The 12,918-nt window shown below is 72.4% G+C and carries 12 protein-coding genes; 6 read left to right on the top strand and 6 right to left on the bottom strand.

Annotated features, from left to right (window positions below; translation table 11 throughout):
- The first annotated feature begins 110 nt into the window (after positions 1-110).
- Together ACGF12_RS23790 and serC are read left to right on the top strand one after the other, a co-directional pair.
- Positions 111-1,211, top strand: coding sequence for a citrate synthase 2 (locus ACGF12_RS23790; RefSeq protein WP_387617805.1), 1,101 nt, complete (start codon positions 111-113; stop codon positions 1,209-1,211).
- Between the two features lie 151 nt (positions 1,212-1,362).
- Complete coding sequence (gene serC / locus ACGF12_RS23785; RefSeq protein WP_393033489.1) at positions 1,363-2,481, top strand: phosphoserine transaminase; 1,119 nt, start codon at positions 1,363-1,365, stop codon at positions 2,479-2,481.
- Positions 2,482-2,698: 217 nt separating this feature from the next.
- Here the strand turns inward: serC and thpR are convergent, their stop codons facing one another.
- Positions 2,699-3,286 (bottom strand): RNA 2',3'-cyclic phosphodiesterase, encoded by a 588-nt coding sequence (gene thpR / locus ACGF12_RS23780; protein ID WP_393033486.1) that lies wholly within the window; start codon positions 3,284-3,286, stop codon positions 2,699-2,701.
- Between the two features lie 46 nt (positions 3,287-3,332).
- On the opposite strand from thpR, the gene ACGF12_RS23775 reads away from it, so the two are divergent.
- Positions 3,333-3,851: a GNAT family N-acetyltransferase gene (locus ACGF12_RS23775; protein ID WP_393033483.1), complete on the top strand. Its 519-nt coding sequence runs from the start codon at positions 3,333-3,335 to the stop codon at positions 3,849-3,851.
- A gap of 70 nt (positions 3,852-3,921) precedes the next feature.
- On the opposite strand, the gene ACGF12_RS23770 is transcribed toward ACGF12_RS23775, so the two are convergent.
- Positions 3,922-5,211 (bottom strand): MFS transporter, encoded by a 1,290-nt coding sequence (locus ACGF12_RS23770; protein ID WP_393033561.1) that lies wholly within the window; start codon positions 5,209-5,211, stop codon positions 3,922-3,924.
- Positions 5,212-5,565: 354 nt separating this feature from the next.
- On the bottom strand, positions 5,566-6,000 hold the full coding sequence (locus ACGF12_RS23765) for a MarR family winged helix-turn-helix transcriptional regulator (RefSeq protein ID WP_393033480.1): 435 nt from the start codon (positions 5,998-6,000) through the stop codon (positions 5,566-5,568).
- A gap of 122 nt (positions 6,001-6,122) precedes the next feature.
- Between ACGF12_RS23765 and ACGF12_RS23760 the strand changes: the two genes are divergently transcribed.
- On the top strand, positions 6,123-6,608 hold the full coding sequence (locus ACGF12_RS23760; RefSeq protein ID WP_393033479.1) for a VOC family protein: 486 nt from the start codon (positions 6,123-6,125) through the stop codon (positions 6,606-6,608).
- 293 nt (positions 6,609-6,901) lie between these two features.
- A complete protein-coding gene (locus ACGF12_RS23755; protein ID WP_393033476.1) occupies positions 6,902-7,762 on the top strand; it encodes an MHYT domain-containing protein in 861 nt (286 codons plus the stop codon).
- A 129-nt stretch (positions 7,763-7,891) separates the two neighbouring features.
- On the opposite strand, the gene ACGF12_RS23750 is transcribed toward ACGF12_RS23755, so the two are convergent.
- Together ACGF12_RS23750 and ACGF12_RS23745 are read right to left on the bottom strand one after the other, a co-directional pair.
- Entirely contained in the window at positions 7,892-9,604 is a 1,713-nt protein-coding gene (locus ACGF12_RS23750; RefSeq protein WP_393033473.1) for a hydrogenase maturation protein, read from the bottom strand.
- Positions 9,605-9,835: 231 nt separating this feature from the next.
- Positions 9,836-10,759 carry a DUF4231 domain-containing protein gene (locus ACGF12_RS23745; protein WP_393033470.1) on the bottom strand — a complete coding sequence of 308 codons (924 nt, stop codon included), beginning with the start codon at positions 10,757-10,759 and terminating at the stop codon, positions 9,836-9,838.
- 131 nt (positions 10,760-10,890) lie between these two features.
- On the opposite strand from ACGF12_RS23745, the gene ACGF12_RS23740 reads away from it, so the two are divergent.
- Positions 10,891-11,352 carry a VOC family protein gene (locus ACGF12_RS23740; RefSeq protein WP_393033467.1) on the top strand — a complete coding sequence of 154 codons (462 nt, stop codon included), beginning with the start codon at positions 10,891-10,893 and terminating at the stop codon, positions 11,350-11,352.
- A 72-nt stretch (positions 11,353-11,424) separates the two neighbouring features.
- Here ACGF12_RS23740 and ACGF12_RS23735 read toward each other — a convergent pair whose 3' ends face one another.
- Positions 11,425-12,885, bottom strand: coding sequence for an NCS2 family permease (locus ACGF12_RS23735; RefSeq protein WP_393033464.1), 1,461 nt, complete (start codon positions 12,883-12,885; stop codon positions 11,425-11,427).
- Positions 12,886-12,918 lie beyond the last annotated feature (33 nt).

Here is a 12,918-nt window from a genome sequence, read left to right as displayed (position 1 = left end):
AATGCACCCCGTGCCTGTCACTCTGGCACCGAGTGCCAACCACGATTCGGTCACTGGCGCGCCGCCCCACCACGGCGGAGCACCGATCGCAGAACTGAAGGAGCCGTCGTATGTCCGACTTCGTACCCGGGCTTGAGGGAGTCGTCGCGTTCGAGAGCGAGATCGCCGAACCCGACCGTGAAGGCGGCGCGCTGCGGTACCGCGGTGTCGACATCGACGACCTGGTCGGCCACGTCTCCTTCGGCCACGTGTGGGGCCTGCTGGTGGACGGCAAGTTCAACCCCGGCCTGCCGGCCGCCGAGCCCTTCCCGATCCCCGTGCACTCGGGCGACATCCGGGTCGACGTCCAGTCCGCGCTCGCCATGCTCGCCCCGGTCTGGGGCCTCAAGCCGCTGCTCGACATCTCCGCCGAGCAGGCCCGTGACGACCTCGCCCGCGCCGCCGTGATGGCGCTGTCCTACGTCGCCCAGTCCGCCCGCGGCCAGGGCCTGCCGATGGTCCCGCAGAGCGAGATCGACAAGGCCGAGACGGTCGTCGAGCGGTTCATGATCCGCTGGCGCGGCGAGCCGGACCCGAAGCACGTCAAGGCCGTCGACGCCTACTGGACCTCGGCCGCCGAGCACGGCATGAACGCCTCCACCTTCACCGCCCGGGTCATCGCCTCCACCGGCGCCGACGTCGCGGCCGCGCTCTCCGGTGCGGTCGGCGCGATGTCCGGCCCGCTGCACGGCGGCGCGCCGTCCCGCGTGCTGGGCATGATCGAGGAGATCGAGCGCACCGGCGACGCCACCAAGTGGGTCAAGGACGCGCTGGACAAGGGCGAGCGGCTGATGGGCTTCGGCCACCGCGTCTACCGCGCCGAGGACCCGCGCGCCCGCGTGCTGCGCCGCACCGCCAAGGAGCTCGGCGCGCCGCGCTTCGAGGTCGCCGAGGCGCTGGAGAAGGCCGCGCTGGAGGAGCTGCACAACCGCCGCCCGGACCGCGTGCTGGCCACCAACGTCGAGTTCTGGGCCGCGATCATGCTGGACTTCGCCGAGGTCCCGGCGCACATGTTCACCTCGATGTTCACCTGCGCGCGCACGGCGGGCTGGTCGGCGCACATCCTGGAGCAGAAGCGCACCGGTCGCCTCGTGCGCCCCTCCGCGCGCTACGTGGGCCCCGGCCCGCGCCGCCCCGAGGAGATCGAGGGCTGGGACGCCATCGCCCGCTGAACGCGCTGAGCGCGTCCCCGTGCACCACCTCTGACCAGCGGGTCCGGCCTCGGCCGGACCCGCTGTCGGCGTCCGGCAGGCAGCGAAGATCACAGTCTCAGCGGGCGGACGACCGTACCCCGGGCGAGCCCCCGGCCGGTAGGCTGCGCGCGTGGCTCAGATCCAGATCCCCGCTGACATCAAGCCCGCAGACGGCCGTTTCGGCTGCGGACCGTCCAAGGTGCGCCCCGAGGCACTGAGTGCCCTCGCCGCCACCCAGGCCTCCCTGCTCGGCACCTCGCACCGCCAGGCCCCGGTCAAGAACCTGGTCAAGCGCGTGCGCGAGGGCGTGAGCAGCCTCTTCTCGCTGCCGGAGGACTACCAGGTCGTCCTCGGCAACGGCGGCTCCACGGCCTTCTGGGACATCGCCGCCTTCGGTCTGGTGCGGGAGAAGTCCCAGCACCTGGACTTCGGTGAGTTCTCCTCGAAGTTCGCCTCCTCGGTCAAGGCCGCGCCGTGGCTGGCCGAGCCGACCGTGATCAAGACCGCCCCGGGCACCCACCCGCTGCCGGTCGCCGAGGCGGGCGTGGACGTCTACGGCCTCACCCACAACGAGACCTCGACCGGCGTCGCGATGCCGATCAAGCGCCCGGTGGGCGCGGACGAGGGTTCGCTGGTCCTGGTGGACGCCACCTCGGGCGCCGGCGGCCTGCCGGTGGACATCACCGAGACCGACGTCTACTACTTCGCCCCGCAGAAGTCCTTCGCCTCCGAGGGCGGTCTGTGGCTGGCCACCTTCTCCCCGGCCGCCCTGGAGCGCGCCGCCGAGATCGCCGGCTCCGGCCGCTACGTCCCGCCGTTCTTCTCGCTGCCGACGGCCATCGACAACTCGTCGAAGGACCAGACGTACAACACCCCGTCGATCGCCACCCTGTTCCTGCTGGCCGACCAGCTGGAGTGGCTGAACGGCAACGGCGGGCTGGACTGGGCCGTCGCCCGTACGGCCGACTCCTCGTCCCGGCTGTACGCCTGGGCCGAGAAGTCCTCCTTCGCCAACCCGTTCGTGGCGAACCCGGCCGAGCGCTCCCAGGTGGTCGGCACCATCGACTTCGACGAGTCGGTGGACGCCGCCACGGTCGCCAAGGCACTGCGTGCCAACGGCATCGTGGACACCGAGCCGTACCGCAAGCTGGGCCGCAACCAGCTGCGCATCGCGATGTTCCCGGCGATCGACCCGGCGGACGTCGAGGCGCTCACCCAGTGCATCGACTACGTGGTCGAGCAGCTCTGACCGCCTCCCGAGCACGACGCGCCACCTGAGCGCGACTGAGGGCCACCGCCTGCGGGCGGTGGCCCTCACGCCGTTCCGGTCCTACTTGCCGGCCAGCGAGCTGATCAGCACGATGACCAGCAGGAGCAGCAGGGTGCCGGTCACGATACGCATGCGAGTCTTTGGGTCCACGGTCAACGAGCGTACCTCCGGCTCACCAGCGAGCCGACCCTAGCCCTCAGCTCCAGTCGGCCAGCGCCCAGGAACGCAGCGACGCGTAGTGGGTGGCGCCCCCGTCCTGGCGGCTCTCCATCAGGTGCAGCTCGGCGGCCTCCCACTCCGGCCCCTGGTACTCCGCCAGCGCCGCCGCCAGGGCGTCCAGCTCGGCCGCGGCAACCCGCTGGACGGCCCGCCGCTGGCCGCGGTGGGAGCCGGCCCGGGCCAGCGTGAGGTGCGGGTGGAAGGCGAAGGCGTCGGTGTCCCCGGTCGCCTCGTCGGTGGCCTCGGCGACCGCCTCCGCGAGCCGGCGCAGCGCCCAGGTCTGGCCCTCCACCCCGGCCCAGAGCACCCGGTCGCCGAACCGGCCGGCGCCCGCGATCCGCAGCCGGTGCACCGGGTGCACCTCGGCGACGGCGGCCAGGCCGGTCTCCAGCTCGGGCAGCCGCTCGGTCGGCACCTGGCCGAGGAAGGCCAGGGTGAGGTGCCAGCCCTCGGCGGTGGTCCAGCGCAGCCGGTCCGCCCCGGGCAGCCCTCGCACCGGGGCGACGGCGTCGGCGAGCCCCTGCAGAGCCGTGACCGGTGGGAGGACCGCCACGAACAACCTCATGGGCCAATCTTCCCTCGATCGGCCGTTTGGAGTAGAACGGTTATCCATGAAGATCCGCAACGGGGGCCTCGCGGACATCCCCGACATCCTGTCCCTGCTCGACGGCGCCGTGTCCTGGCTGGCCGGCCAGGGCCGCACCGGCCAGTGGGGCGACCAACCGTTCAGTACCAACCAGGCCCGGGTCGACCAGGTCTCCTCGTACGCCGCCGAGCCCTTCCTGATCCGCCTCGCCGTGGACGACGACGGCCGCACGGTCGGCTGCTGCGTGCTCTCCGAGGACCGCGGCCGGTGGATCCCCGCCGTGGACGAGCGCGAGCTGTACGTCCGCAACCTGGTCACCGACCGCAGCCGCAAAGGCTCCGGCATCGGCGCCGCGCTGATCGCCAACGCGATCGAGGAGACCCGCCGGCGCGGCATCGGCCTGCTGCGGGTGGACTGCTACGGCGGCGCGGACCGCAGGCTGGTCGCCCAGTACCGGGCGCTCGGCTTCACCGAGACCGAGACCTTCGAGGTCGAGCAGCCGACCGGCATCTGGCCGGGCCAGGTGCTGGCCATCCGCCTCTGACGCACGGCAGGACCCCCGGGGGGGGCAATCCCCCGGGGGTCCTGGCGATCCCGACTTTCCTGACGACCGGTCAGCAGGCCGGAACCAGCTCCGACTTGCTCGCCGTGCGGGCCCGCGGCACGACGGCCACCACCCGGCCGCCACGACCCGGGTGCAGGTCGAAGCGCACCCGCAGGTCCGCGCTGCGGGCCAGCACCACGCCGACCGCGGCGGCCGCCAGCGCGGACACCACGCCGCAGGCCAGCAGGCCGAGCCGGGGCCCGTACGAGGCGGTGACCCAGCCGACGATCGGGGCGCCGATCGGCGTGCCGCCGGTGAAGACCAGCACCAGCAGGCCCATCACCCGACCGCGCATCTCGGGGTCGGTGGCCAGCTGCAGCGTGGAGTTGACCGAGGTGTTGAAGCTCAGCCCGAACACCCCGATCAGCATCAGCAGCAGCGCGAAGGTCCAGTAGTCGGGCGCGAAGGCCGCGACCACCTCCAGCGTGCCGAAGGCCAGCGCCGCGCCGACCAGTCGGCGCAGCCGCGGCGCGCCCCGACGGGCGGCGAGCAGCGCACCGGCCAGCGAGCCGACCGCCATCGCGGTGTTCAGCAGGCCGTACTGCCCGGCGCCCACCTTGAAGGTGTCGTACGCGAAACCGGACAGCAGCGTCGGGAAGTTGAAGCCGAAGGTGCCGATGAACCCGGCCAGCACCATCGGCCAGAGCAGCTCGGGCCGCTCCTTCACGTAGCGCAGGCCCTCGCGCAGCTGGCCCTTCTCGCGGGCGATCGGCTCGGTCGGGCGCAGCTCGCTCTCCCGCATCGCGAGCAGCCCGCCGATCACGGCGGCGAAGGACAGCGCGTTGACGGCGAACGCCCAGCCGCTGCCGACCGCGGCGATCAGCAGACCCGCGACGGCCGGGCCGACCAGGCGGGCGGCCTGGAAGTTCGCGGCGTTCAGGCTGACGGCGTTGGCGAGGTCCTTGGGCCCGACCATCTCGGAGACGAAGGCCTGCCGGGTCGGGTTGTCCACCACGGTGACCAGGCCGAGCAGCAGCGCGAAGCCGTACACGTAGTACGGCGTCACGATGCCGCCGACGGTCAGCACGGCCAGGCCCGCGGCGAGCAGGCCCATCGCGCCCTGGGTGTAGATCAGCAGCCGGCGCTTGGGCATCCGGTCGGCGAGCACGCCTCCGAACAGACCGAGCAGCAGCATCGGCAGGAACTGCATGGCGGTGGTGATGCCGACCGCGAGCGGGCTGCCGGTGAGGCTCAGCACCAGCCAGTCCTGGGCGATCCGCTGCATCCAGGTGCCGGTGTTGGACACCACCTGGCCGGCGAAGTAGTAGCGGTAGTTGCGAACGCGCAGGGAGGAGAACATCCCCCCGGGCCTCGTGAAGCGGGCTCCGGTCGGAGATGCGGCCGATTGGGTTCGGCTCTGAGCGGCGGGGTCCGCCGCGGTGCGTTCGTCGGGGTCGTCGTCGCCGCTGCCGGGCAGTCCGCTGGGGGCGGGGGCCTGGGCGTCGGCGGCCGCGGCACTGTCCGCGGCGGGGTCGGTGGTCGGGTCGTCGGTACGGATGGCGGCGGCGCTGGCTGCGGCCGGCGGTGTCACTGTGGTCTCCCCTCGCGGCGCGACGGCCCTGGCGGTGGCCGTCGCGCTCCTGGTGTCGGTGGTCGGTCCTGCGGTGATGCGGACTCCTTCTTCTCCCGGCTTGGCCGGCCGGGTTCGGTGTGCCTAGAGGTGTGCGAGCTTGTAGAGCACGGGCGCGGCCTCCCGGAGGACGGCCCACTCCTCGTCGTCGAGCCCTTGGGCGAGCTCGGCGAGCCAGATGTTTCGGCGCCGACGGCTCTCCGCGAGGATCGCCTCGGCCTGCTCGGTGCTGCTGACGACCACCTGGCGGCGGTCCTCGGGGTGCGGCTCGCGCCGCACCAGCCCCTTCTCCTCCAGCATCGCGACGATCCTGGTCATCGAAGGAGGCTGTACGTGCTCCTTCCGGGCGAGCTCACCCGGTGTCGCCTTCCCGCACCGGGCGAGGGTGCCCAGCACCCCTATCTCGGTGGGACTCAGCGACTCCTCCACCCGCTGGTGTTTGAGTCGTCGGGAGAGGCGCATCGTGGACGACCGCAGCTGTGAGATCGCTGCGAGGTCCTGCTCGGACATCTCGGGCATCTCCTTAGCTTACGTCATTACTCTCGCTAAGGAAAAACGGGTTCCCGCCGCGCCGGAAGATCGACCCGGTGCCATATTGGTCATGGGTCACCACTCCCGACTCCAGGAAGGCCCGACCAGCCATGTCCGATCTCGCCGCCGAGCAAACCGGGCCGTACGTGCCGTACGCGCCGCCCGCGCCGTACGAGCAGTCCGCCACGTCCGGGCAGCCCGGGCGGTCCGGGCCGCAGGGGCAGGACGACAGCGGCTTCGCCCGGCTCGCCATGGTCACCATCGACTGCGCCGACCCGGTCGCGCTGGCCTCCTTCTACGGCGAGCTCCTGGGCTGGGAGACCCGGCACGTGGACGAGCACTTCGCGATCCTGGACAACCCGGAGGGCGGCAGCCCGCTGGGCTTCGGACGGGTGGCGGGCTACCGGCCCGAGCCGTGGACCGAGCCGGACGGCAGCAAGCACTTCCACCTCGACTTCTACGTCGACGACCTGGACGAGGCGACCGCCAAGGCCCTCGCACTGGGCGCGACCGAGCCCAGCTACCAGCACGGCCGCACGCTCAAGGTGCTGATCGACCCGGCCGGCCACCCGTTCGGGCTAGCCCCGCTGGAGTAACCGACAAACGGGCCTGGGGGCCGTGCGCAGGCGGTGTCAGGGCTTGGTGCCAAGATCTTGCAGGACACGTAAAGGTCCACGCTGACCTGGGACTTCACGAAAAACACGAACCTTGTGCGACCACCGGGCAGTGGATACTGTCCCCGTTGTCAGGGGCACCACACGCCAGGTCTCCCCTTGGCGGAGCCCCCTCCGCGCCCGTCTCCGCGCGTTCCCCCGCCCCCGGTCCCCCGGTCCCCCGTCTCCGCCCGAGCCCTGGCGCCCGCATCCCCGCATCCGTCCAGGGAGCTCTCTTGGGTGAGATCCATCATGCCGACCACGGCTGGGTGACACCGGCGGTCTCGTACTTCGTCGCCTGCCTCGGCGCCTTCGTCGCCCTGCGCAGCGCCCGCTGGGCGCTCATCTCGAAGGGCCGCAGCCGGGTCGTCTGGCTGCTGTTCGCCTCGACCTCGCTCGGTGCCGGCATCTGGTCCATGCACTTCATCGCCATGCTCGGCTTCTCGGTCAGCGGCGTCGACATCACCTATCAGCCCGGGCTGACCGTGCTCAGCCTGCTGGTCGCCGTCGCCGTCGTCGGCATCGGGCTGTTCACCGTCGGGTACTGGCGCAGCCGTCCCGTCCTGTCCCTGCTGATCGGCGGGCTGACCACCGGACTCGGGGTCGCCGCGATGCACTACCTCGGCATGGCCGCGATGGTGCTGCCCGGCCACCTCGGCTACGACCACCTCACCGTGGCCGGCTCGATCGCCATCGCGGTGGTCGCGGCGACGGCCGCGCTCTGGGCCGCGCTGAACATCCGCGGCACCCTCGCCGTCCTGGCGGCCGCGCCGGTGATGGGCGTGGCGGTGTGCGCCATGCACTACACCGGCATGGCGGCGCTGTCGGTCCAGCTGGACTACTCGCACTCCACCGCGGACGGTGTGATGGCGCTGGAGTTCATCTTCCCGCTCGGGGTCGGACTGGGCTGCTACGTGTTCTTCGGCGCGCTGGCCTTCGCGGTCTCGCCGAGCAAGACCTCCGCGCAGCCGCTGCTGGTCGGCCCGGCCGCCCCGCTGCCGCCGCGCGCCTCCTTCACCCCGAAGGCCGGGCAGCCCGGCCGGGTGCCGCCGCAGCAACAGCGGCGGCCGGTGGGCGAGGCGGGCGCCCGGCGCTGAACCGGGGCAGCCAGGAACGAAACGACGTCCGGCCGGGTCCCCCACCCCGGCCGGACGTCGATTCGTTCGTCGCCGCGTCGCCGCGTCACCGCTGAGCCTCCGGCTGACTGCTCCGGCTGACTGCTCCGACTACTCCGGCTGCCCGAGCAGCCCGGTCAGGTGCTCCGGCGTGGCCACCGGGCAGACCTTGCGCACGAAGTCCCGCCGCAGCCCGTGGTACGGCTCGCCCGCCCGGTAGAAGTTGGCGTGCATCCGGCGCAGTTCCTCCGCCCGGTACTCGGCCAGCGGCTTGGCCTCCTCGTCCTCGGCGCGGCGGCGCTTCTTGTCCACCAGCCGCCCGGTGAGCTCCGGCGAGTCGGCCAGCCGGGCGGCCTCCCGGGCCACCCAGCGGCGGAACTCGGCGGCGTCCCCGCCGGTCGTACGGTCCACCAGGCCGATCCGACGGGCGTGTTCGGCCCCGACCGGCAGCGCCTCGGTGGTGAGCCGCTCGGCCTGCTCCGCACCGACCCGGGCGGGCAGGGTGTACGTCCAGTACTCGGAGCCGTACAGGCCCATCAGCCGGTAGTGCGGGTTGAGCACCGCCGACTCCCGGCACCACACCTCGTCGGCGGCGAGCGCCAGCATCAGGCCGCCGGCCGCAGCGTTCCCGGCCAGCGCGGCGACGGTCAGCTTGTCACCGGTGGTCAGGATCGCCTCGACCAGGTCGTCCATCGCGTTGATGTTCTCCCAGGACTCCAGCGCCGGGAAGGCCGCGCCCTCGATGACGTTGAGGTGGATCCCGTTGGAGTAGAAGTCCCGGGGCGCGCCGAGCACCAGCACCGAGGTGGGGCGACCGGCGGCCATCCGGTAGGCGGCGAGCAGCCGGCGGCACTGCTCGGTACTCATCGCCCCGCCCGCGTAGGCGAATTCGAGGTAGCCGACGTCGCCGTCCTCGCGGTAGCGCAGCTCCGACCAGGTGTCCCGGCGGGCGGCCTCGACCGGGGTCACCGGCACCTCGCGGACCCGGTGCAGCTCGTCGGCGAGCACCGTCGCGGCCGGCAGCTTGAAGGTGACCGGCCCGCCGGGGGTGCGGCGCGGGCGCAGCTGCGGGATCCAGACCGCGCCGTCCACGGTGGCCCGGCAGATCGCGCCGTCCCGGGTGGCGATGACGGCGCCGGGCCGCGGGCCGCGCAGCTCGTCCTCGGGGTGGCCGCCGTGCAGGAAGAACTCCCGCCCGTACAGCTCGTCCAGGACGCCGGGCTGGGAGTCCGCGGCGCGCAGCTTGCGCAGCACGGTGGCGGTGTCGTCCTGCTCCCAGTCGATCCGGCGGACCTCCTGGCGCAGGAGGGGCCGCAGCTCGCCGCGGACGTCCGGACGGGTGCAGTCCAGCGGCTCGGGGGTGAACAGCCCTCCCTCGTACCGCTGGACGGCCAGCAGGACGGCCTCGACGGCGGCGTCGGCGACCTCGCCCCGGTACAGCTCGCTCTTGCCGCAGTCGGGGACGGGGAAGTCGACGGACGCCCAGATGTCGCCCGCGTCCATCTCCTCGACGGCCTGCAGCACGGTGACGCCCCAGCGCGGCGCGCCCTCGGTGATCGCCCAGTCGAGCGAGGAGGGGCCGCGGTCGCCCTTCGGGCCCGGGTGCACGATCAGGACCGTCCGGGTGGACCAGATGTCCGCCGGGACGGCCTTGGTGAGCATCGGGCAGAGGATCAGCTCCGGGTCGACCCGGGCCACCGCGGCCCGCATCTGGTCGTCACCGAGCGCGAGTTGGACGGCCACCTGATGGCCGCGCTCGCGCAGCTCGGTGTGGACGCGCTGGGTCAGGCTGTTGAACGCGGTCGCGATCAGGAGAATGCGCAAGGGGGGCCTCCGGGCAGGTACTTCGGGTGCGCGCGGAGGCGATGAAACCAGGGCATGGACACGTAATGGTCACGGTCCGGCCCTTGCCGCCCTACCCTCACGCACCCCGCACACCTGTGGCCCCGGCGTGGCCCGTGCTTCGCCGGATCTCCCCAGCCTCTTCCCGGAGTTGGACTGGCGGACCCGGCCGGGAGGACCCCACCAGCCCGGCCGGAAGGCGCCCGGGCGCCCCTAGCGCGGGAACGCCCGGCGGGCCCGCCAGGTGGTGTGCTCGCGGGAGACCGCGTCCTCCGCCTCGGCGGCCAGCCGCGCCCAGCGCTCCTCGGCGTCCGGCGTCTTGAGGTCGAGGTCGGAGAGCTGGTTGCCGACGTTCTCCAGCTCGCGCGCGGCCAGCTGGTAGGCGGCGGCCAGCGGGCGCAGCTGCTTGAGCTGCGTCCAGGCGATGATCGCGGCGGCCGCGGCCGAGCTGGCGCCGAAGATGTGCACTTCGAGGGCGCCGGTGGCCTGGGCGATCGCCGCCGCCGCGCCGATGATGATCAGCGCCGCGATGCCGAGCCCCCAGGAGACCGCCTGGGACTCGCAGGACTCGGCCCGCGAGCGGTACCAGGTGCGCTGTCCCTCCACCCGGGTGCGCAGGTAGAGGGTGCGCCGGGCGATCAGGCTGTCGGCGCGGGCGCGCCGCATCTCCTCGGTGATCTCCGGGACGGCGCCGGGCGGCACGATCTCCGGGTCCTCGAAGGCCCGCAGCACGTCCTCGACCTGGAGCAGGTAGCCGCGGTCGGCGTCCACCGACTCGGCCTCGCCGCCGAACGGCCGGGCCCGGACACTGTACTTCCAGGCCAGCGTCTTGACCGACTCGGCCGCCGCCCGCGCCTCGTACCAGCGGCCCTGTGGGTTGCCGCGGCGCAGCCGGGACCAGAAGTAGCCGGCGATCAGGAAGGCGGCCACCGAGAACAGTGGCTTGATATCGCTGTCGCCCTTGTGGTCCGGGCCCGGGAGCGACCCGATCAGCGCGGCGATCACCAGCATCGCGATCAGTCCGCGGTGCCAGCGCAGCGTCTCGCGCTGGCCGTCCAGCGAGGCCTTGTCCGCCCGCCAGAACAACTCCGGCAGCAGCCGCGCCTCAACACCCCCGGGCGGATCCTGTTGCACCATCGGTCGAGTCCCCTCCCCGTCTCCGTCCAGGCAGTATGCCCACCGCCAATTGCCCTACACGGTCGCCTTTTTGACAGCTTCGGCGCGATCCTCCGACCGTCGGTGATTGCCCGCGCCGTCTCGTAACCGATATGAACAGTTACATGCCGCTGCACTGGAAGCTCGTCGTCGACTGCACCGACCCGCACCGCCAGGCCGCCTTCTGGGGCGCCGCCCTCGACTACACCGTCGAGGACCACAGCACCCTGATCACCCGCCTGCTCGGCGCCGGCGCGATCACCCCGGAGGACCTCACCGAGCTGGACGGCCGCCCCGCCTGGCGCACCCTCGCCGCCGTCCGCCACCCCGAGGACCCGTACGACCCCGCCTCGGACACCGGCCTCGGGCGCCGCGTCCTCTTCCAGGCCGTCCCGGAGACCGGGCGCGGCAAGAACCGCCTCCACCTGGACGTCCACCCCGGCCCGGGCGAGCGCACGGCCACCGTCACCCGGCTCGAAGCCCTCGGCGCCACCGCGCTCCGGGACGTCAAGGAGCCGGCCGGCGAATGGACCGTCATGCAGGACCCGGAGGGCAACGAGTTCTGCGTCCACTGACCCGGCGCGGGCACGACGCGGCCCCGCCCTCCAGGACCGGAGGACGGGGCCGCGGAGCGGGCCGTACGGCCGTCAGAGCAGGCCGAAGGCCGGCATCAGGTAGTAGAAGGCGAACACCGCCGCCACCGCGTACAGCGGGGCCGGAACGCTGCGGCCGCGGCCGGCGGCCACGCGCAGGATGCAGAAGGCGATGAAGCCGAAGCCGATGCCGTTGGTGATCGAGTAGGTGAACGGCATCATCACGATGGTCAGGAAGGCCGGGATCGCGATGGAGTAGTCGGCCCAGTCGATCTCCTTGACGGAGTTCGCCAGGATCAGGAAGCCGACCGTGACCAGCGCCGGGGTGGCGGCCTGGGCCGGGACCATGGTGGCCAGCGGGGTGAGGAAGAGCGCCACCATGAAGAGCAGGCCGGTGACGATCGAGGCGAAGCCGGTCCGGGCGCCCTCGCCGACGCCGGCGGTGGACTCGACGAAGCAGGTGTTGGCGGAGGCGGAGGTGGCGCCGCCGGCCGCGGTGGCGATGCCGTCGACCATCAGGACCTTGTTGATGCCCGGCAGGTCGCCGTTGCGGTCCAGCAGGTGGGCCTCGTCGGCGACGCCGAGGATGGTGCCCATCGCGTCGAAGAAGCAGGACATCAGCACGGTGAAGACGAACAGCAGGCCGGTGAGCACGCCGACCTTCTCGAAGCCGCCGAACAGGCTGACCTTGCCGACCAGGCCGAAGTCCGGGGCGGCCACCGGGTTGCCGGGCCAGGTCGGGACGGTGAGGCCCCACTTGAGTGCCGGGATGTCGACCACCTTGTCGATCACCACGGCGAGCACGGTGGAGCTCGCGATGCTGATCAGGATCGCGCCGGGCACCTTGCGGATCACCAGGATCAGGGTGAGCACCAGGCCGAAGACGAAGACCAGCACCGGCCATCCGAGCAGGTGGCCGTTGCCGCCGAGCTGCAGCGGGACGGTGGTGTGGGCGATGTCCGGGATGCGGGTGACGAAGCCGGAGTCGACCAGGCCGACCAGGCCGATGAACAGGCCGATACCGATCGCGATCGCCTTGCGCAGGCCGAGCGGGACGGCGTTCATGACCCGCTCGCGCAGGCCGGTGGCGACCAGCAGCATGATCGCGAAGCCGGCCAGCACCACCATGCCCATGGCGTCCGGCCAGGTCATCTTGGGCGCGAGCTGCAGCGCCACGATGGTGTTGACGCCGAGGCCGGCCGCCAGGCCGATCGGCACGTTGCCGACCACGCCCATCAGCAGGGTGGTGAGACCCGCGGTGAGCGCGGTGGCGGTGACCAGCTGGGCGCTGTTCAGGTGGGCCCCGGTCATGTCCGTGGCGCTGGCCAGGATGATCGGGTTCAGCACCAGGATGTACGCCATGGTGAAGAAGGTGGCGACACCGCCGCGGATCTCGCGCGGCAGGGTGGAGCCGCGCTCGCTGATCCGGAAGTAGCGGTCCAGTGCGCCCGTGGGGGGCTGGGGCGCGACGTCGGCGGGTTCGGGCGACTCGGTGGTCGGCTGGACCACTGGCATGGCTGGGCGTCCTCTGTGGGGGTGCTGAGGAGA

The sequence above is a fragment of the Kitasatospora sp. NPDC048296 genome, from assembly GCF_043201815.1.
Lineage (GTDB): Bacteria > Actinomycetota > Actinomycetes > Streptomycetales > Streptomycetaceae > Kitasatospora.
This window is presented reverse-complemented; position numbering and strand designations above follow the sequence as displayed.

What these genes read in the sequence shown, in the direction of transcription:
- ACGF12_RS23760 (WP_393033479.1), top strand. Translation starts at nt 6,123, where the DNA reads ATGTCCGATCTCGCCGCCGAGCAAACCGGGCCGTACGTGCCGTACGCG.
- ACGF12_RS23745 (WP_393033470.1), bottom strand. Translation starts at nt 10,759, where the DNA reads ATGGTGCAACAGGATCCGCCCGGGGGTGTTGAGGCGCGGCTGCTGCCG.
- thpR (WP_393033486.1), bottom strand. Translation starts at nt 3,286, where the DNA reads ATGAGGTTGTTCGTGGCGGTCCTCCCACCGGTCACGGCTCTGCAGGGG.
- ACGF12_RS23770 (WP_393033561.1), bottom strand. Translation starts at nt 5,211, where the DNA reads ATGTTCTCCTCCCTGCGCGTTCGCAACTACCGCTACTACTTCGCCGGC.
- ACGF12_RS23775 (WP_393033483.1), top strand. Translation starts at nt 3,333, where the DNA reads ATGAAGATCCGCAACGGGGGCCTCGCGGACATCCCCGACATCCTGTCC.
- ACGF12_RS23740 (WP_393033467.1), top strand. Translation starts at nt 10,891, where the DNA reads ATGAACAGTTACATGCCGCTGCACTGGAAGCTCGTCGTCGACTGCACC.
- ACGF12_RS23765 (WP_393033480.1), bottom strand. Translation starts at nt 6,000, where the DNA reads ATGCCCGAGATGTCCGAGCAGGACCTCGCAGCGATCTCACAGCTGCGG.
- ACGF12_RS23735 (WP_393033464.1), bottom strand. Translation starts at nt 12,885, where the DNA reads ATGCCAGTGGTCCAGCCGACCACCGAGTCGCCCGAACCCGCCGACGTC.
- ACGF12_RS23790 (WP_387617805.1), top strand. Translation starts at nt 111, where the DNA reads ATGTCCGACTTCGTACCCGGGCTTGAGGGAGTCGTCGCGTTCGAGAGC.